This window comes from Ruminococcus sp. 5_1_39BFAA (assembly GCF_964240875.1).
Classification (GTDB): domain Bacteria; phylum Bacillota; class Clostridia; order Lachnospirales; family Lachnospiraceae; genus Blautia_A.
The window spans coordinates 1-19,599 of record NZ_CAXSVO010000036.1 but is presented as its reverse complement, the minus strand read 5'-3'; the positions used below and the strand labels follow the sequence as shown (position 1 = coordinate 19,599).

Sequence of the window (19,599 nt, the reverse complement as noted above, 5' to 3'; positions counted from 1 at the left end):
GCCTCAATTTTTTACTGCATTTTCTTACCATCCTTATATTTTCCTTCTGGAAATGTCGGATATTTTGCCAATGGCACCTTCATACTCCGGAACTTCCTTATTGACCCACATGGACTTTCCGATCACTCTACACCACTTTTTACAGCCTTTGTCGTTCAAAAGATATTCTTCGTCTACAATAGGAGCCTCCGGAGTCGTATTTTTTAGCTGCTCCAATAAATGTTCAAAGTCTTTTTTGCAGAATACCTCATTGCCAAATTCATGTTCTCTGGGATTTAAAATAATTTCCGGCATTCCCAGGTATTTTGCGCCCCACTCGGAAAGTATGATCATCTCCGGTCTTTCCGTATATTCAAAATGAATCTCCTGCGAAAATTCAGCATAAAACCGATATTTTTCTCTCTCACGCTCCAGCAGCCGGAGGGTCCTCTCTGATACGTCTACCGCCCCTCTTTCCAGTATCTGTTCCACTGTATTTAGTATTTCTTTTTCAGAATGCTGTCCCAAAGAAGCCACGCCCAATTCTTTTTTTAGCGTATCGGAAATGTCTGTAAGGCATCCCAGCAGTAAAGGATTAAATTGTCCGCATTCACCGTTCAGAATCATCTCAATTGCTTTTTCATGGGAATATGCATCTTTATAAACACGTTTACTTGTCAAAGCGTCATAAACATCTGCCAACGAAACCACCTGGGCAGCAATGGGAATATCCTCACCTTTTAATCCATCCGGATATCCCTTTCCATCGTACCGCTCATGATGCCATCGGCAGATCTGGTACCCAAACTGGATCAACGGCTCATTTTCCCGCATAGGAATACGGCTTAAGATATCTGCCCCTTCTGCCGAATGGATTTTCATTACCTCAAATTCTTCCTTTGTCAAACGTCCCGGCTTATTAAGGATTTCTGATGGCACTGCAATTTTTCCAATATCATGCAGTGCGGAAGCATTGCAGATAAGTGGAATATCTTTCTGTGAGATCGGATATTTATCTGTTTTGAGCAAAAGCCTCTTTAACAGCAGCTCTGTTATCGTATGAATATGTAGCACATGCAGACCACTTTCCCCATTACGGAATTCAACAAGATTGGACAATATCTCAATCATCAGCCTATTGTCCTTCTCCTTTTTATAGATCTGATCGGTAACCATATGGGAAAGTTCCTTTTGCTTTGCACTAAGCATTATAGTGCTGATAACACGGCGCTGTACCGTTCGTTCGTCAAAAGGCCTGCTGATATAGTCCATAACTCCTAAATCGTAAGCACGGTCTACATAGGTTGGTACTGTTTCTGCCGAGATCATGATGACCGGTATACTTTTAATCCACCCGTTTTTGTTCATCATCGCCAGAAGTTCAAATCCATCCATTACCGGCATTACAATATCCAAAAGCATCAGACTGATCTCATGCTCCTGGCTATGCAGAATGGCTGCCGCCTCCATTCCATTTGCTGCCTCTATAATAGTAAAATCGTTATCCAGCATGTCGATCAACAAAGATCGGTTCATCTCTGAATCATCTACTATTAAAACTTTCTTTTTTGAATCCATCTCTTTCCCTTTCCCACTTCCAAATAAAAATATTTTAATATTATGCCCTAAATTGGCATTCCAATGGCAGTTGTGAATATCGTGGCTTTCCATACTAACTGCATATTATTTGATTTTATCATAAATACCTTATGCCTCTCATTTTTTTTCTGCTCACAATCAAGCCGAATATGACAGTTTTTTCCTCTTAATATATTATCCGATGCCACGGTTGCGACCATAAAATTCAAAAACGGCAGCTCTCCTATCAAATTCAAAAAGCGGTTTGAAAATCTATCCTCACGATCTGCATCTTCATCGCCCCATCGCCAAGCTTTGCGAGGAGGCGGTGAATCCCCTTAATGTTCGGATCGTCCATCGGGAAATATCCCAGCATATAACCCCGGCTGGATACCTGTAGCTTGTCCGACCATAAGCTCAGTTCTTCTTTTGCGTCAAACACGGAAAAATACGCATTCACATCCCTGATGCCCGCCTGCTTTATCCAGGTTTTCAGCATCAGCTTGACCGCGAGCCTGCCCGCCGCGTCAAACACAAGCCTGCCGCCGGGAAAGCGCTCCGCCATGGCGACCATAAGCCGCTTTGCCTGTTCCGTCTGAAAATAGTAGAACACGCCGGCTGCAAAGAATACAGCTCCATCGGACGCATCAATCTCATCAAACCAGTGGAAATCGTTTAAATCGGCGGCAATATTTCGCTCTCTGTCGCCCGCCGGCAGCAGTTCATCTCTTACTTGGATAACATCCGGGAAATCAATGTTATAAATCCGGCAGCTTCCGTTATCGCAGTTTCTTCCGGTCTGGTCCAGACCGCAGCCCAGGTTGACCACCGCCGCCTTCGGATGTATTTTCAAATAATCCCGCACCTCCCAGGCCAAATCATTCTGGCGCATAGCACATTCCAGCGCACCAAACACCTGGGTCATGCTTTCCGACTTCTTTTCCAACTCGGAAAAATCATAGTCCAGGCGTTCTATCAGCGCTACCGCTGCCCGATCCTGAAACATCCCCGGAAACCGTTCGGTACATAGCTTCCGCCCGTAAAGAGGGATCACCAGAGTCTCCTGCACCGTGTTCTTTTCAATTCTAATCTTGCCCATCATTTCAATGCTCTCCTTCTCATTCTAATTGATCCGTTGGATGCTCATTTTTTTCCAGAAACCATGGAATACAGCGGCTCACAAATTAAATCCTCTTGCTTGACATATTTTCCAAAGCCAATAAACAGGGCGATAAACAGGATGATTGCCCCCAGGCTCTTATTGGATGTGCCTATGCCGTTTACAATCGCATAGTTGCCAATATTTCTGAACGCATTGAAGAATACTGACACGATGGTGACCGGCAGAATAAAGTATAGAACAACTATGAAACCTAATATTAAACAGCATTTTCGATTCTTTTCTTTTGTAAAATCCAATATATCAACCATTATTTTAAATATAACTAAAGTTAGTCATTCCTAATTATTAATATACAACACTTTCCGGCATAATTCCAGCTCTTTCTATAATAAACGAAAAAAATCCAAGAGCCAAAACAGAGAATTCTAACTGCTCTGGCTCTCGGAAATAGCTTGCCTTCTACCTGTATGAAACAATCGCAATGGAACTTTTTACGCCTGCCAAAATAATGAATACCGATACCTGCACAATTCCTTATGGAGATGTAATGCCACGGGGAGCACCCTATCCCACAAACTTATATCCTCTCCCAATCACCGTCAGGATCATATCCGGATCAGAGTTGTATATTCCTGTTCCCGCCGTATTTGTATCATTCGAAAATAAAAGTAAGCAGCACAAAGAATAAAAACAAATGCGATTGCTAAAAGAGACTGAATCATATCTGGTTTTAAACGCATGACTACTCTTGTTGCTGACAACCAATAAGTAGAACACAGGAAACCCAATACGGCACATACCAGCGTCATTCTTGTTTTTTTCAGCGTTAAGGTACTGAATCCAGCCTGGAATTGTTCCACTAAATCATGAGAAAAAAGCTTCCCAATTATATTTAAAACGGAACCTTCAACATATCTGTTTCCCCCAAAAACGAAGCATTATGGTCTTAAATTCCACGATGTTTGACTTACTGATTGTGATATGATTATTATCAGGCAGAATGATTCCGTTATCATCCATCCCCATCACATTAGCCAGATTGACAATACATCCTCTATCTGCAAAAATACTCTTTGCTTATTTCTTTAAAAACCTGTGTTAGTGTCTTTCGTACGGACTTTGATTCTCGTCCTGCCAAATGAAATACTGCATACTTCCCATCTTTCAAAATATACAAAATATCTTTGTATGCTATTTGTTCTACATGATTTTTTATTTGAATGGTGTAAAATTCATTTCTTTCCAAACGATACAGCTTATAAAAATCTTCCAACGCAGATGGTAACTTTTCATCAAGTACCATTTTGGGAATATAACGGAAAACCGAAAACTCATAAGCAGTAATCGCATACTCCAAATGGGATGTGATAAAGATGATCCTTGCCGCTGGCATATTGTCATGAATACTCTTTGCCAGCCCCATCCCATCTATTCCTGGCATCTCGATATCCAAAAGAAAGAGATCAAAGTAAAATCCATCCTCCAGGTCATACATTAAGCTCTCACCGGACTGATATGACTGAATTTTTATATCTACACAATGCGTCCTAAAAAATACACTTGCAAGTTCCTCCACTTTAGAAACCTTGCTATTTTCTCAACTAAGATAAAAGGCAGAGACAGCCCATAACAAGCTATATCCGCTCCCAACCACAGTTTCTATGTACTCATCTCCGATCTTCCGTCTAAGGGAATATACCACATTCGTCACTGCCGCCCCACAATGCTCCGTGCTTTCTTTCCAGGCAGCCTCGTAGATTTGCTCTTTGGAGAGAACCCAGGAGGGATGTTTCGCCAAGTAAAGTAATGTGAAGAACTCGTGGTTGGTAAGAGGAACGGAATGGTCATTGTAATAGACAGTCTGTTCGTTGATGCGGATTTCCAGATTGAGGAAGGTGAGGATGTCGGAACTATGGGTAGTTTCCTGGGATTCCGCACCCGGCAGTGAAACCAGGACAGTTTCTGAAACACTCCCGGAGGGTGCAATCTTCCTCATTACTATTTCTATTTTAACCCCATTATCACGCAACGATTTTTCCATCTTCAATACGCACAATACGGTCTGCCATCTGCGCGATCTCCGGATTATGTGTAATCATTACGATAGTCTGGTGAAATTCCTTACTGGTCATTTTCAGCAGACCAATCACATCATCACTGGTTTTGGAATCCAGATTTCCGGTCGGTTCATCGGCCAAAATAATAGCTGGTTTTGTAAGCAAAGCTCTGGCGATCGCTGCACATTGCTGTCCTCCACCTGAAAGCATATGAGGATAATCATTTAGCTTCTCATTTAATCCTAGCAGTTTTATGATTTCTGAGAAAAAAAACTCATCTGGACGCGAGTCATCCAGTGCAAGAGGGAACAGGATATTCTCCCGTATCGTCAATTCAGGAACCAGATTATAGTCCTGAAAGATAAAGCCAACCTTTCTCCGGCGGAAAACAGTCAGTTGTTCTTCAGTCAGTTCTGCTAAATTGACGCCGTCAACAATAACGCTGCCCTCAGTCGGCTCATACAACCCACCAATCGTGTTCAGGAGTGTTGTTTTTCCGGAACCAGAAGCCCCGATAATAGCGGTAAACTTACCTTTCTCAATGGAAAGATTGATTCCGTCTAATGCTTTTACCTGTCGGAAACCTTTTCCAAAATATTTTTTCAGGTTATGTATTGTCACTATGTCCACTGTTCCATCCTCACTTTATTTCATTCATCAAGAAAAGCGTGAAATCAGCTCAGCAGAAACACAGAGAAAGTCGTGCCTTTTCCTATTTCCGATTTCACACTGATATAGCCTTTTTGCCGGATAATAATACCGCGGGCTAAATACAGCCCCAGTCCAACCCCATCCATAGCGGCCACTTCCTGCGCCCGATAGAAGCGCTGAAACACATCATTATAATGCTCGGCGGCAATTCCTATTCCTGTGTCGGAAATATCTATGCGGGTATAAAACTGCCATGGCCGGACATTTACGCTGATAGTTCCAGCCTCCGGCGTATATTTCACTGCGTTATCTAAAATATTTCCCAATGCCTCCGCTGTCCATTTTGTATCATGCTTAACTGTAATCTGGCTGTCACATTCAACGTTAATTTGAATACTCTTTTGAACTGCTTTCGCCCATATTCCATTGACGGCCTGCGCAATCGTATTATATAAACTGCTGGATTCCATGTGCAAAGTAAATGTCCCTGTTTCCAGACGGGACATTTTAATAAGGGACTGCATCAGGAAATCCAGTTTGTTGATCTGGGCGGACATAGTAGCAAGAAATTCATTCCGCTTTTCATCGGATAGCTGGTGCTGCTGTAAGATGTTCGTGAACATCTGGATATTTGCAATGGGCGTTTTCACCTGATGGGAGATGTCGCTGACCAATTCCTGAATCGTCTGTTTATCCTGTTCACTTTGTCGTTGCCCCTCCCGCATACGATCATAATATTGCAGGAGTTTGCCTTGTACTTTGGAAGTCTGGGAATCTTCATACGGATGGTAGTTTTCTGGTTCGCGTCCATCCATCAGTGCATCCACGGTTTCGCAAATATCGTTTGCAAAATCCGATTGCTGCCGCTGCCCATACCAGCTCCACAGACACACTAATATAAATATGGCAACACCAAACACCAGCAACACAATTCGTATTCCCATCGGAGGAATGTATTTCCACAGAATTCCCACAAGGATAAGCGAAAATGCCATAACAGCTAAGACAGTTTTTATCGGAATCAACTTGTATTTTGTTTTCTTCATACCTTCTCACCTGTCCAGATATAACCCATTCCTCTAACCGTCTGTATATAGGTATGACCTGTGTCTTCAATCTTTGCCCGCAGCCGGTTCATGGTTACAGTAAGCGTATGGTCATCAATATAGTTACCGTCACAATCCCACAACTTTTCCAATAGTATTTGCCGTGTAACGATATTTCCGGCATTCGCAGTCAGAAGCCGCAGAATTTTATATTCGTTTGGAGTAATTGCCAGTTTTTCTCCACTTCGGATTGCGGTTAATGCATTAAAATCCAAGCGCAAAAATCCATCATCATAAAAGTCATTCATAACCTTTGAAGTTGAAGTTACCCGACGCAATGCAACTTCGACACGGCGCTTTAGAATTTGAATATTAAATGGCTTAGTTATATAATCTTCCGCACCAAGATCAAAGCCCTTTAGTTCATCCCGCTCCAAATCATTAGCAGTTAAGAAAATAACCGGCAAATTTGGTATAACTGCCTTTACTTCCCGGCAAAAATCAAATCCATTGCCGTCAGGAAGGTTCACATCCAAAATCACCATATTAAAATGTTCACTTTTCAAAAGCTGCTGTGCCTTTTGACAGTTATAAGCAGCCACAGTCAAATAGCCGCAAGTATCTAATTCAAAGCATAGCCCCGCACTTAGAGCTAAATCATCTTCAACAACCAGTATCTTTTTCACTCAAACTACCTCATCTTGAAAAACTTCCATATAGCATTATACCGTAACCTTGCTATTTTCTCAACGACAGTATCAGAATTGCCACTCAAAACCTCTTTTGCGAAAAGGTACAACCGCATTTTCCGTTTTGCGGTAAAGTTCAGATACCCTCTTAGTTATGCGTAAAGGTGGGGTCTTCTCTTTAAGAAGTTTACCCCACCCTTTTATTTTTCCATGAGTATGAACCGTTCGTCAAAGTTTTCCCGCCCAATTGTCTGACGTATAATACTGGCTAACGGAACTGTCGATTGTGCTTGCAATCTATCAAATCCACACAAATGCACCCTATCGCTTAATTATTGGATTGAAAAATTTTCACAGTTTTCTGATCCCTTTCCCACAGAGAAAATTGTCTCACTCATTCTCTTTACTATTCATATTCTGAATATTGTGGAGGCTCATCCGGATTACACACGTTTTTTTCATCGTCACATATTGCAATTCGTACCATGTTATCCCCCGCTTTCGAACTTCCATTTCCAACGTTATACCGTAACTTTGCAGTTTTCTCAGCTAATCAGAAAGAAGAGACCGTAAAACTATTTGCTGCCTTTCCATTTTCCTTCGGAAAGGTCGGATACCGCTTTCTCATAATGTTTATCCAGGTCAAAGAAAAGCATACATACCACACCGATTACACAAGTGATCAGCGGCCCCCAGATACATGCCACATTAATGGAAACAATAGCTGATGCACTGGTCGGATCCGCATTGAAATTCCCTGCTGCCAAAATCCAGCCAAGAGCAGCCGTTCCAATACCGGAACCAACCTTCATGCAGAAGGAAGACGCTGCATTTCCCATACCCATGGCCTGTACGCCGGTAAGCCAGGAGCCGTAGGTAATTGCATCCTGAAGAAGGCCGAACATGGTAGCTGCTCCGCATCCAAACGCCGCACCTTTTAAAACGTTGCACGCAATGACCAGCGTTACGTTAGTACCTGCCAAAGCCGTCAATACGAATGCTACGGAAGCGGCACCCATACCGATCATGGCCGTATAACGCTTTCCGATTTTTTTCATAATAAATGGAGTAATGAACATCATTCCGATCTGCGCCATGGACAACGCATTGGAGGTTGCCGCAAATACGGACTCATTCCCTAATACATACTGTGCAAAGTAATATGCACTGCCAAAGAAAGTAGACATCATAAAGTACAGGCAGAACAGAAATATTACCATTAATACCCAGTATTTGTTTACTATAAGGCTTTTTAGGCATTCAATAACAGACGGTCCTTTTTCTTCCTTTCCCGGCTCAGCGCCCGTGCCATCCGCCACACGTTCCTGACAGAAGAAGAAGGTAACCAGATTCAAAATTACAAACACAATGGAAAGGACGATAAATGTCAAAGTCCATCCTCTCTGGCTATTGGTATCTCCGCCGCCAAAGAAAGCACACAGCTTCATAACGAACGTGTTGACTGTCATGGTTCCGGCAGTCGCAAGAAGCATCCGGAAGTTTCCCAGCAGGCCGCGCTCATACTGATCTGTAGTCATCAGGCCCTGCAGCGTTGCATACGGTACATTCAATCCTGTATAAAATACAGTTGATACCAGATTGTATGTCAGGAACATATAAGCCACCTGCGCCTGCCCTGCCAGAGCTGCCGGGACAGAAAACATCAAAACAGTACATACAGCCAAGGGTAAACACATTCTAAGAATCCATGGGCGTGCTTTTCCCCATTTACTGTGGGTCTTATCTACGATACGTCCCATGATCAGATCGGAAACACCGTCAAAAATCTTTGAAACTGCCATAATTGACGCAGCCACCGCCGCATCTACGCCAAGCACACTGACATAATACACTAATAGGAAGGAAGAAATAGAAGAATAAATCAGATTTCCCGAATAATCTCCCAGCCCATATGCCAATCGTTCTATAAAGGATAATTTTGCATTTGGATTTTTTATCTTTTCATTATTATTCATATGTATGCTCCTTTTTAAGCAGCAGAATATTCTGCACTCCCATTCTTATTTTTTATATCATCCGCCAATCGGGAACCATCCCATATCAACACATTTGCCAAGATCCCAGCTATCCCAGCCAAACCAATTCGGCTCATTAACCGTATCCATAAGCAGCTTATAGCTCCAGTAAAAGTATCCTGAACCTTCCTGCCACGCTGCAAGCTGTGCATTGGCAAGCTGCTGATATAGATGCTGTCTCGTTTCTGCCGTCATGACAGGTTTATTATCTGAAAAATCCATTCCATTGAGCACCGTCTGACCGCCTTTTGTATCAACACCGACTGCATAGGAGTTAAACAGGCACCACTCTCCGCAGACTACCGGAACATATTCCTGTACTTCAGCAATCTGTTTCGCAAAATTCTCCTGGATATACTCGATATATCCGTTCAGCGTCTGCTTACATCCCATAGCTTCCGCCACCATCAGATACTGGTGCGTATCCAGCATTACATTGTGGAAACGTGGCTGTGTAAGGAACTCTTTCCACGCCTTAAGCTGAAATGCGTCATGGAATACCACATATTTATCTTCTGCAATATTGGGACGGATACGGTCATACGCACGGTTATAAAAATCCCGCAGAAATTCCAACGTATTCGGCGCACTTCCTTCAGCCATTTCTTTATCTACTGCAGGGTAACGCTCCGGCACGTTCATCATGTTCCACATTCCTTCCGTAATCGGCTCGTTAATCGGCGTTATTCCAAACAACCCTTCCCTGCTTCCGTAACGCTTTGCCAGCTTTTCCAGTACATCTAATACGTACTCCACTTCCTCTGGCATTTGGCTCCATTTACAAACACCGCAGATTCCCCCGTTGTCAAAACCATTCTGGCTAAGCGGCGCCGTATGCAGATCAACTAATATCTTCAGGTCGTATTTTTCTGCCCATGTAAAAGCTTTATCCAATTCCTCAATACATCCAATGAACGGTTTACGGTCTCCAAAGATGAAATACGGAACCGGGATACGCACCGTATTCATACCGATCCGTTTGATACACGCGAAATCCCGTTCCGATATATATTCACTGCGATGCACCTTGATCCGGGCCTCATAGACCTCCGGAGATAATTGTCTTGGAAGATAATATTCATCCTCCGCCGTAGTGCCCTCAAACAAAGCCGGGCTCATCCACTTTTCCAAAACCAGCCAATTACCCAAATTCACGCCTTTTACATACATAATCTTTCTCCTTTCTTGGACATTTCGCTTTAAATCGTGACAAAATTATAAAAAAAATTGGCACTGAAATATATCATAAATTTCAGTGCCTTGTCACAATTCTTATTTTGCAATAATTTTCTACAATAATGCTAAAATCTTATCACTATTTTTATGCATATTTACTATTTCTGTTTTCCGTAACGTGCTCTGTATTGACCCGGTGTCATTCCTGTCATCTTCTTAAACACCCTGCCAAAATGGCTTTGAGAAAAGAACGCATAGGAGTAAGCAATCGACTCATAGGAATCATCCGTATAAATTAACTGACGTTTCGCAAAGTTAATCTTCTCCTGCGCGATGTAATCGCTGAGCGTCATCCCCTCTTCTTTCGCAAAAAGCTGTGACAGATAGTTTGCATTCACATCCAGCTTTTCTGCCAAATCGCCTACCGATATCTTCGTATGCAGGTATTGCAGTACCAATTCCTTACACTTTACGATCACCGGATTCTGCGGCTTATGTACTACGGTATCTCTTACAAGGCAGCAGAAATCAATCTCTGCCTGCCTTGCGAGAGCCAACGCTTCCCCTTCGCTTTTCATCTCCTCGATTCTTTGGATATAAGCATCTGACATCGAAAAAGCAATTTCCGAAAGAATTCCCCCCTCAATGGCAGAACGCGATGCCAACGTCACCAATACAATCCCCAGGTTCTTCGCATTGCGCAAACTGTCACGGGATAGCGTTCCCAGCTTTCCTACATAAGCTTCCTGAAAGCTTTTTTTCAGCGCTTCCAGATCCCCTTTCCGAATGCTTTCCTGCTCCCTTTTCTCCTGACCGTATGGGTTGTGTACTGTCTCATTTTCCTGATTGTTATAAAATATGCGATATATTTTTCTTCTCACAGAAAAGTCAAGTTTGTCATCAAAAAAATTTTTAAGCAGCAGGTCACTGAAGCTGATACTCCTTCCTGTTGCCATTTCATAAATCATGATCACAATTTCCGAAAAGTCCGCCAGAGGCAGATAATGAAGTCTGCAGATGCTGCCCTCTGCCAGTCCATGGGCCTTGGTCAAATACTGTACCGCAGAACTGGCATCTCCTTTTACACAGCATGGTCCTATGATATACACTTTGCTGGAATTGCTCACAATTCCATATATCATCCGGTTAGCTTCCAGATAAAGAACAGGAAATTCAAAACACCGCTTGGCCAGCAGGCTTTTTCTGAACCCCTCATCGCAAGCCATAATATCCGGCTGTTCCCCGTAGTCCGCATAAACTGCAATTTCCGCCCCATCCGGTGCATAAACATGGATCGGTGCATGGATCAACCGAATCGAATGTTCACACAACTGTTCCACAGTCATCGCATTTCTCCTCCCTTTCCTCTAAAATCACAAGCCCCCAGTCATCGATATGGATTTCGTCCCCCATCACATACTCTTCGCCGCCCAGCAGATTGGCTGCCTTTCTGTAGGGGCAAACGATTCGCCGCCTTTGATCGCTGTAATTCAATACATAATGGATCTTACTCTCTTCCTGATTCTTTCCGTTTCTGACGATCACCGGCCACTGTAAATTTCCAAAATCCCGGGAAATCCCTGCGTCTGCTGCCGCCTTTTCATATATCTCCTTCAAAAATTCTTTTTCTGTAAAGCATCCAATATAATATGCCTTCCCTTTGCCATAAGAATTTCTGGTCGCTGCAGCATACGCTCCCCAGTATTTATGCTCATACCCTGCAAGCGTTTCGGCTCCGTCCGGCTTTAACAACTCCATAAAATACTTCAATTTCTTTCCCCTTAAGGATGACCTGCCCGGCTCTGTGAACTGATTATAGCTCATGCCAAAGCAGTCAGAAAGAAGATGGGGTTGTGTATCGTGATATACGGTCAAATGCTCATCTGCCACAAAGGACTTAAAAGAGCTGACCAGAATACCGCCGTCCTGCACATAATTTTTCAATTTTAAAATCAATTCCTCCGTAGCGCTATACAAAACCGGCACCACGATCATTCCGTATTTGGTCGTGTCGAGTGCCTGCACATCTACCACGTCGCACTCAAGATTCATTTCGTATAGGCTGTCATACATCCAGCGCACTATATCATTGTAGCTTAAATCCTTATCAACCGGGAACCACTGCAATGCTGTAAGCGACCGGTTATCTACAAGCAGCGCAATTTTATTCTCTTTTTTCAGATGAAGCAGCTTACTGCCTACTTTTTTCCACTCCGCACCGAACCTGCCGGCTTCTTCATAGGCTGGATTCTTCTCCATATCATGGCTTAGCAGCCCCTTCCAGTAAGTCTCATATCCATTATGGATAGAATGCCAGTTCCAATACATGATGCCGTCCGCCCCGCTGGCCAGATGGCTATACGCCTGCAGCCGGAGCTGCCCGGGATAAGGTGTCCATTCCTTGAATGCCTGCGCTTGGCATTCCAGCACCAGATAATTTTCGTCCTTCAGGCTGCGGATGGAATCACCACCGAAGGCAATTTCCGCCCCTGTGAATGCATCCTGCGTCGGATGATAAATATCCGCCCCGGCAATGGTCAGGCACTTTGCGGCTTCATAATGGTTGATATCCGGCTGAACACCGTAGGAGTAGCCGTCCTGCGCAATATCTGCCCCGAATTTTTTCCATTCAAAATCAAGATTGTGGGTAATAAACTGGTCCGGCCGCTTATATTCGTTTACAAGTGCTGACTGCCAATCCAGAAAATCTGCCGCCAGCTTTCTTTGGAACGCAGAAAATTCTCCTGCCAGCCCTCCGTTCACGCATCCTCTCATATCCGGAAACTCCTCCCATCCCGAAACGGCATTGCTCCAGTAATTGAGTATAAATGCCTGATTCATCGCCTGAACCGTCCCGAACTTTTTCTTCAAGTATTCCACGAACAATTTTTGCACTTTTTCCGAGGCAGTCCCATAATGCTTCGTTTCATTATCAATCTGAAATCCGATCACACATTTATGCCCTACCACATGTTCAAGCAATGCCCTGATCACCCGCTCCCCGCATTTCCGGTAGGTCGGATTCATAATGTCCATATTCTGCCGGTGCCCATATAAAGCCTGCCCTGCCGCAGTAGTCACCAGCACCGTCGGATCCTTTTTCACAAGCCACGGCGGCACCGCATATGTAGGCGTCCCTACAATAACGTTCATCCCAAATTTTTCCGCCTGTCCCAGCACCCGGTCTATAAAAGAAAAGTCAAATTTCCCCTCCTGGGGCTCCAACGTACTCCAAGTGGATTCCGCAATCCGCACTGTATTCATTCCGGCTTGTCTCATCATTTCAAAATCTTTCTCTATGCGGTCACAATGCATATATTCCGGATAGTATGCCGCTCCAAATAAAATCTGACTGTCCATGAATTTACCTCCCTGAATTTTATTCCATACTATCTTAGAATCAAAAACTTATATATCACATTTTTCGTTTTTGTATCAAAATATTCGGAAATATGTTATAATATGAAAGCTTAACGAATCCCCTAAGCCAAGCCCTTCCGGTGACCGGTATAGAACAAAGGAGAACTCCATGAATATCAACAGTTTAATGCGCACTCTTTTTTTTGATAACGATACTGCTGCCAAAGAAATGGCCTATTTCGGTTGTTTAAATTCCAAGCTGAAACATGAGATACAAAAAGAATTCTACGATATTCTATTCAGGAATCAGGAGTATACTATAAAACACAATCCCTATGACCAGGAAATAAGAGAAACGGCAAGCATCCGAAATGGTGATACAGAAAAATTAGTAAAGAGCTGGGAAGAAGAATATCCCGGGGTGATCGGCACATTAGCCAAAACGCCGCTGCGTCAGTCGAAGAACCATGGCATTGTTCTTGTGACCATTGCTTCCCGCGCCGCCCTTGAAGGAGGACTCCCACCGGAGATTTCCTATTCGCTCAGCGATATTTACATTCAAAAAATTGAAGACGCTTCAACCCCCGAGGCTGCCTTACAACTTGGCAGGCTTGCAGAATACCAGTACGCCATTCTGGTAAATGAATTTAAAAATAAAAAAACAACTTTAAACGTAAGAAAAAATTCTAAAGTCAATAGCTGCAAAGATTATATTTTTTCACACCTGCACGAAAAAATTGTTATAGCCGATATTGCAAAAGAACTGCGCGTGAATAAGAATTATTTGTGTGAACTTTTTAAAAAGGAAGAGGGCATCACAATCGGGCAATATATCCTTCAACAGAAAATCCGTTCCATCCAAAATATGTTGATCTACTCCCATTATACTTACAGTGAGATAGCTTCCTATTTTGGTTTTTCCTCACAAAGCCATCTGGGACAGCAGTTTAAAAAAGCAACCGGGATAACGCTCCATCAATATCGGGAAACTTATGGAATAGATATTCCTTAAGCCTGCAGTTGAAGTCGGAACAAATGCCAATCTATTCCCATTTGAAGACGCTGCAGTCGCCATGCCCAGCAGCAAGCCCAGTCCTGCTCCAAATGCAATGCATGTGCCTCGCTTCTCATTCTTCTGCTTCTTCGTAATATGGTTTGCTGCCAATACAGCCAATGCAAGCCCCATCAGCACCCAAGGCAGGGCAGCAAATATATAGTGCCAGGCAAACAGGAACAGAAAGCCGTCGGTCAGCGAGAGCACAATGTCAGACAGCACGTACCGTTTTGATATCCCGCATAGGCACGACGATATACAGAAAACCAAGTACGATTCCTTCGATCATCAATACCTGAATCACCCGCCGGGTCATAACCTGTCGGATAGACAGATCCTTTGTGGAATGTAACAGGAACGAAGGGAGAATGCACAAAAATGCCATAATAACCGGTCCCCACATGGAATGGTAGGTCAGGTGTGCATCCGGCTCTAAATATTGCCCGACAATCGCAGCTCTCCGTTTTTCATCCTGGCCATAAAACGAGAATCCAGCGCCGGGCGAACTTTTCGGATGGATACACGCAAGATTCTCACCTCTTTCCATTCCTACAAGTATATAATAGCGTGGTTTTCCTGCCGATTCAATCCGTAACAGACAAGATGCGATTTGCGCCGATGAAATGCAGGATTTTTCGGTCATTCATTGATCTCCTTCAGAAAAGTCCCAAACTCATCATCCGTCAGCATCAAAGTGCAGCTGGTCAGCATAAACATGTCCTTTCTTGGGTCTGCATAACCGCTGGCAAAATATTTTGCAAATGCAGTACAGATACTCATCAACGATACTTGAACGCCCATTCCATCCTCGTCGTCGACAACCAAGGCATTTGGATTGAGCTGATAAACGCTCTCGACGGTCCTGATTGCTGTACTTCATACTCTAAATCTTTACCAAAAGATCAACTCCCTGTGCTACATATATTGTGCATTGTCTTTAAACAAATCACAAAACGCTACAAAATAAAAAAGGCTCGCAACTTCTCTCGTTACAAGCTCTGCAAACCGTATACAAACAATCCCTCTATTCTTTCATTTTATACTTTTTATCCAATACTTTACGTATGTCTGCTGTAGTCATCTCACCACGCTTTTCCTTTTCTATTAACTTTTTCAATTCTGATGACGGCTCCAGTCCATCTACTTTTATCGTGCCTAAAGCATAATCCCACTTTTTGTCTGCGCTTACTAACATATGAAACCAGCTCCTTTTCAGATAGAAATATTCTACCATAGATTTATGGCAATATCCATTACAAATTTCGAGAACACAAAAACCCTTGTAAACAGCATATACACACCATTTACAAGGGTTTCAGTATTCCTTAAGAATATCTAAAAAATCGAATCACATTCCCATGCGACTGTTGCTAACCTCACCTTCGCTTTTCAAGCTCTGTTCGCTAAGCAACGCTGCATAGCTTCCAACATACGGTTCATCTGCGTCCTTCGGACTTGATTCACCTAGTTTCCAGCCATCTGTTTTGTGAACTTTTGAGGCTGTTGCCTTCTGCCCGGTTATACCATACCTACGTTTCAAGCCCATATTTCCAGCATTTTCTGGCATCTGGAATATAGAAATTATTTCAAATATTTTCCTTCCCATTCAGGCCATCCCCCAAATCTTCCTATCAGGAAGCGCTCAATCTTTCTGCTTTCTTTGAAAAGCCTTATGCAATCTGCTCCTCCTAAAACATACCACAATATCTTACTCATTTCTTTCAAATATATCCATTTTTCGGTTGGAAATACCCCAAATTGGTAATTATTTCGGTAATATACAATCTTAAATGTTTTCTTCAATGAAGCTTGTCTTTTGTATCAGCCGTCCTTTCCATCGTACTTGATATTTTCTATATGCAGATGAATGAACTTCCTGTGTTTTACACTTATTGGCAACAATGCGATATTGCAGTGTGTACGCTGAAAGCTCCCTCCGTAATGCATTTTCTGTTGCTTCTAACTGTTCTGCCGCTTTTACTAAATCTGATCCTTTTAACTCGATCAGATATGCTATTTGTGTTTCTTCATTCATCAGCAGATAATCACATCTACTTCCAGCTTTTATAACAACTCCATCAATTTTATAGTGTGTCACATACCTCTTTCCAGTATTTATTCCTTTATGATATTGCGGGTTTCCTTTATCTTTCGACACAATCTGAGCAGCATTTTCACTACATAATGATTTAAAGCCTTCTAATGGCATTACAACATCACACTCTCCTCATCTGCACTCTGCAAATCCAAAAGTCTATCAAATTCATTGTTAATCACTTTTGAGATCTCGTCAATTCTCTCGTTTTGGATCATATGAATTTCCTGATCCATGCAATTCTCAACTGTTCCATTTTTCACAAACCACGAGTCAAATTTCTTATCATCGAGCCAAAAAGATTTCGGAACAATCTCGCTCACTCTTTTCGTATATTGTTCCGGAATGGTGTAAGCATATAATAAATTATTCAAAGTGCCAAGAACATACGGACTATGCGTAGTTAATACAACTGAATGCTTACAGTTGCTCACCAACGCAATTAATTCTGTAATATATTTTTGCGATTCTGGAAATAAATGTGATTCCGGTTCTTCTATGATAAACAAAATGGGCTTTTGCTGTAGCAGGTAATAAAATAGTAAATTCAGAATCCATACACTTTCCTGCTGACCAGAAGATGAGAAATTTATTTTCACATATTTTCCATCATCAAGGACAATCTGTTCTTCTCCGTTACTATATCGGTATGTGCCACGCAGTATTTTCTTGATCAGATCTAATGCTTGACTCATAATCTTCGGTGACAGTATTGTTTTTCCTGTCGAATATACCGTTAAACCTTGAAGTCCTTCCGAAAATTCCGTTTTCACCCGCAATATCCGTTCTAAGTAATCCTTTGTACAACTATCCAGAGAACGTTTCTGCATATCATCCATAGTTGCATAAATATAGCCAAACTGCTGCGACAATAAGGTTATCATGCTACGTCCAGCCGGAATATACACAACAGAACAACTATCGTCAAATATTTCATACAACTCTGCTTTAAATTTCCCCATTTCGTCATCTGGTACTCCTAACGGCGTAACAGAAAAACAATGATTTTTCTCCTGTAAAAATCTTTTTAATTCAAAACTGAATGTTATCCATATATAATTAGGCGTTGCATATTTTGTATCGTTCTTAAGTGAAATCTTTACAAAGCAATTTTTTGTAAAAAAGTACTCCAAGTACATTTCATTCGACATTCCCCAAGACGATCCAAATGTCCGCAAAAACTTTTCCCTTAAATAATTTTCTAATCCTTTCTTTAGATCTACTCCATAGCCAACATCAAATCCGTCTTCCAATCCATTGATAGGAGGGCTAACCTTCAACGCCTGTGCTTTTGCAAGCTCCACAATATCCTCTTTTATTGTTCTAAAATAGTAAATCGCTTTAGCAATCGTACTTTTTCCAGATGCCTGAAATCCCGTTAATGTCATAAAGTGTGAACATTCCAATTCACACTTTTCTACTGGTCCAAGCTTATTAATGATTAATTTATGCACTATTTTCACTCCTCATATCATAATCCATTCGCCTTATATTTTCCAAACCACTGTGTTTCCTGCTCCCGCGTTTTTGCAATATTGTTGATTTCTATTTTATCATGCTTATTCCCATTTCACAATCTGAAATTATGATACTTGCCATAGTATTATTAATATAAAGCAAAATGAAACTTATCCTCTTTGACTCCTAAAAACATACACTTATATTCTCCAGTTCTTGCGGATGTCGGCCTAAATGGTCTTGCTTTATATGCATTTATATAATCATAAGTTAAATTTTTTGTTTGCATTGGTTCCCCTGCAAATTACGCTCAAACGGAATGTTCGTTCCGCCGAAGCGGAACGGTCATTCCATTCTTATCGGTACGAAGTACCGCTGTTCTTGAACGTTAGTCCGCTTCCCTCATGTTGACTCCATTCATTTCCAAACGATATGTATGGTGCTTATCAGTGATTCTGGTAAGGCAGGCATCTGCATACGTATTGTCTGAAAACATATCAAACCAGGAGCTGACCGGAAACTGCGAGATGACCACTGTTGATCTACGGCCATCCCTGCTATCCAAAACCTCAAAGAGATCACGGCATTTGTCCAGATCAAGATCCATAAGACCGAAGTCATCTATTACGAGAAGATCCAGCCGGGTAAGTTTGTTCAGATAATCCAGGTTCGCAGATTTGATCCTGGCCTGTTCCATTTCACTCATAAGAGTATTAGCCTTGATATATCTGACATGCTTGGACTGACGCATGGCAGTTATACAAAGGGCGTTGATCAGGTAAGTTTTTCCACTCGCCGATGAACCGGTTACGATAAGATTTTTACCTTCATCAATCCAGTGGCAGGTACTTAAGCGTTCTATTGTTTGTGTATCCAACTGACGCTCCGGACGATAGATTGTTTCATCCAGATCAGCTGTAGGATACCGGAGATGCGCTTCTTTCATCAGACGATTGAACCGTTTGTCAGATCTTGCCTGCCATTCCGAATCAATAAGGGCTGTTATCCGTTCCATAAATGTGTCCAGATCCGCATTAGGATCCTTTAGTTGTGCTTCAAGTGTTTTGGCCATTTCCGGAACACGAAAACTCTTCAGACGGGTTAATAAAATCTGTTCTTCGACTGATAGTAAATTTTCATCTTTGGTGCTCATTTATAGGCCTCCTTTCCACGAATGTTCGTATGGGAAGGGAGTTTACCAGATGATACGCATGTACCATGAGCATGCTCTTTCTTCATCATTCCAAGGACTTTCTTAAAATAGGAATACTTGCATGCATTAGCAGCAACACATTTG

At 42.3% G+C, this 19,599-nt stretch carries 20 protein-coding genes; 1 reads left to right on the top strand and 19 read right to left on the bottom strand.

The annotated features are described in order from the left end of the window. Positions 1-33: 33 nt before the first annotated feature. The 12 genes from ACESZH_RS21385 to ACESZH_RS21330 form a co-directional block, all read right to left on the bottom strand. A complete protein-coding gene (locus ACESZH_RS21385; RefSeq protein WP_373219002.1) occupies positions 34-1,557 on the bottom strand; it encodes an HD-GYP domain-containing protein in 1,524 nt (507 codons plus the stop codon). 253 nt (positions 1,558-1,810) lie between these two features. Then, positions 1,811-2,656: a class I SAM-dependent methyltransferase gene (locus ACESZH_RS21380; RefSeq protein WP_373219013.1), complete on the bottom strand. Its 846-nt coding sequence runs from the start codon at positions 2,654-2,656 to the stop codon at positions 1,811-1,813. A gap of 44 nt (positions 2,657-2,700) precedes the next feature. After that, entirely contained in the window at positions 2,701-2,976 is a 276-nt protein-coding gene (locus ACESZH_RS21375; protein WP_373219001.1) for a hypothetical protein, read from the bottom strand. 758 nt (positions 2,977-3,734) lie between these two features. Next, positions 3,735-4,256 carry a LytR/AlgR family response regulator transcription factor gene (locus tag ACESZH_RS21370; protein WP_373219000.1) on the bottom strand — a complete coding sequence of 174 codons (522 nt, stop codon included), beginning with the start codon at positions 4,254-4,256 and terminating at the stop codon, positions 3,735-3,737. Positions 4,257-4,277: 21 nt separating this feature from the next. Next, positions 4,278-4,676: a winged helix-turn-helix domain-containing protein gene (locus tag ACESZH_RS21365; RefSeq protein ID WP_373218999.1), complete on the bottom strand. Its 399-nt coding sequence runs from the start codon at positions 4,674-4,676 to the stop codon at positions 4,278-4,280. 25 nt (positions 4,677-4,701) lie between these two features. Continuing rightward, entirely contained in the window at positions 4,702-5,367 is a 666-nt protein-coding gene (locus ACESZH_RS21360; RefSeq protein ID WP_373218998.1) for an ABC transporter ATP-binding protein, read from the bottom strand. Positions 5,368-5,411: 44 nt separating this feature from the next. Continuing rightward, a complete protein-coding gene (locus ACESZH_RS21355) occupies positions 5,412-6,434 on the bottom strand; it encodes a sensor histidine kinase (protein WP_373218997.1) in 1,023 nt (340 codons plus the stop codon). Then, the gene (locus tag ACESZH_RS21350; protein ID WP_373218996.1) at positions 6,431-7,120 is read right to left on the bottom strand and encodes a response regulator transcription factor; all 690 of its coding nucleotides are present in this window, start codon (positions 7,118-7,120) and stop codon (positions 6,431-6,433) included. The genes ACESZH_RS21355 and ACESZH_RS21350 overlap by 4 nt, the downstream gene beginning before the upstream one ends. 578 nt (positions 7,121-7,698) lie before the next feature. Beyond that, entirely contained in the window at positions 7,699-9,099 is a 1,401-nt protein-coding gene (locus ACESZH_RS21345) for an MFS transporter (RefSeq protein ID WP_373218995.1), read from the bottom strand. A gap of 57 nt (positions 9,100-9,156) precedes the next feature. Next, the gene (locus tag ACESZH_RS21340; protein ID WP_373218994.1) at positions 9,157-10,329 is read right to left on the bottom strand and encodes a glycoside hydrolase family 5 protein; all 1,173 of its coding nucleotides are present in this window, start codon (positions 10,327-10,329) and stop codon (positions 9,157-9,159) included. 164 nt (positions 10,330-10,493) lie between these two features. Next, positions 10,494-11,681, bottom strand: a complete 1,188-nt coding sequence (locus ACESZH_RS21335) for a helix-turn-helix domain-containing protein (RefSeq protein WP_373218993.1) — start codon at positions 11,679-11,681, stop codon at positions 10,494-10,496. Then, positions 11,659-13,695 (bottom strand): beta-galactosidase, encoded by a 2,037-nt coding sequence (locus ACESZH_RS21330; protein ID WP_373218992.1) that lies wholly within the window; start codon positions 13,693-13,695, stop codon positions 11,659-11,661. The genes ACESZH_RS21335 and ACESZH_RS21330 overlap by 23 nt, the downstream gene beginning before the upstream one ends. A 169-nt stretch (positions 13,696-13,864) precedes the next feature. Here ACESZH_RS21330 and ACESZH_RS21325 point away from each other — a divergent pair, with 169 nt between their 5' ends. After that, positions 13,865-14,707 carry a helix-turn-helix domain-containing protein gene (locus tag ACESZH_RS21325; protein ID WP_373218991.1) on the top strand — a complete coding sequence of 281 codons (843 nt, stop codon included), beginning with the start codon at positions 13,865-13,867 and terminating at the stop codon, positions 14,705-14,707. Positions 14,708-14,960: 253 nt separating this feature from the next. Here the strand turns inward: ACESZH_RS21325 and ACESZH_RS21320 are convergent, their stop codons facing one another. The 7 genes from ACESZH_RS21320 to ACESZH_RS21290 form a co-directional block, all read right to left on the bottom strand. Further along, positions 14,961-15,392 (bottom strand): hypothetical protein, encoded by a 432-nt coding sequence (locus ACESZH_RS21320; protein WP_373218990.1) that lies wholly within the window; start codon positions 15,390-15,392, stop codon positions 14,961-14,963. After that, complete coding sequence (locus ACESZH_RS21315) at positions 15,389-15,550, bottom strand: hypothetical protein (RefSeq protein WP_373218989.1); 162 nt, start codon at positions 15,548-15,550, stop codon at positions 15,389-15,391. Before ACESZH_RS21315 ends, ACESZH_RS21320 begins: the two co-directional genes overlap by 4 nt. A gap of 223 nt (positions 15,551-15,773) precedes the next feature. Continuing rightward, positions 15,774-15,944: an antitoxin VbhA family protein gene (locus ACESZH_RS21310; protein WP_373218988.1), complete on the bottom strand. Its 171-nt coding sequence runs from the start codon at positions 15,942-15,944 to the stop codon at positions 15,774-15,776. A gap of 153 nt (positions 15,945-16,097) precedes the next feature. Further along, positions 16,098-16,355 carry a hypothetical protein gene (locus tag ACESZH_RS21305; protein WP_373218987.1) on the bottom strand — a complete coding sequence of 86 codons (258 nt, stop codon included), beginning with the start codon at positions 16,353-16,355 and terminating at the stop codon, positions 16,098-16,100. A gap of 180 nt (positions 16,356-16,535) precedes the next feature. Further along, positions 16,536-16,958 carry a hypothetical protein gene (locus ACESZH_RS21300; RefSeq protein WP_373218986.1) on the bottom strand — a complete coding sequence of 141 codons (423 nt, stop codon included), beginning with the start codon at positions 16,956-16,958 and terminating at the stop codon, positions 16,536-16,538. Further along, positions 16,958-18,298, bottom strand: a complete 1,341-nt coding sequence (locus tag ACESZH_RS21295) for an AAA family ATPase (protein WP_373218985.1) — start codon at positions 18,296-18,298, stop codon at positions 16,958-16,960. The genes ACESZH_RS21300 and ACESZH_RS21295 overlap by 1 nt, the downstream gene beginning before the upstream one ends. Positions 18,299-18,690: 392 nt before the next feature. Then, positions 18,691-19,455 carry an ATP-binding protein gene (locus ACESZH_RS21290; RefSeq protein WP_373218984.1) on the bottom strand — a complete coding sequence of 255 codons (765 nt, stop codon included), beginning with the start codon at positions 19,453-19,455 and terminating at the stop codon, positions 18,691-18,693. Between the last annotated feature and the right edge of the window lie 144 nt (positions 19,456-19,599).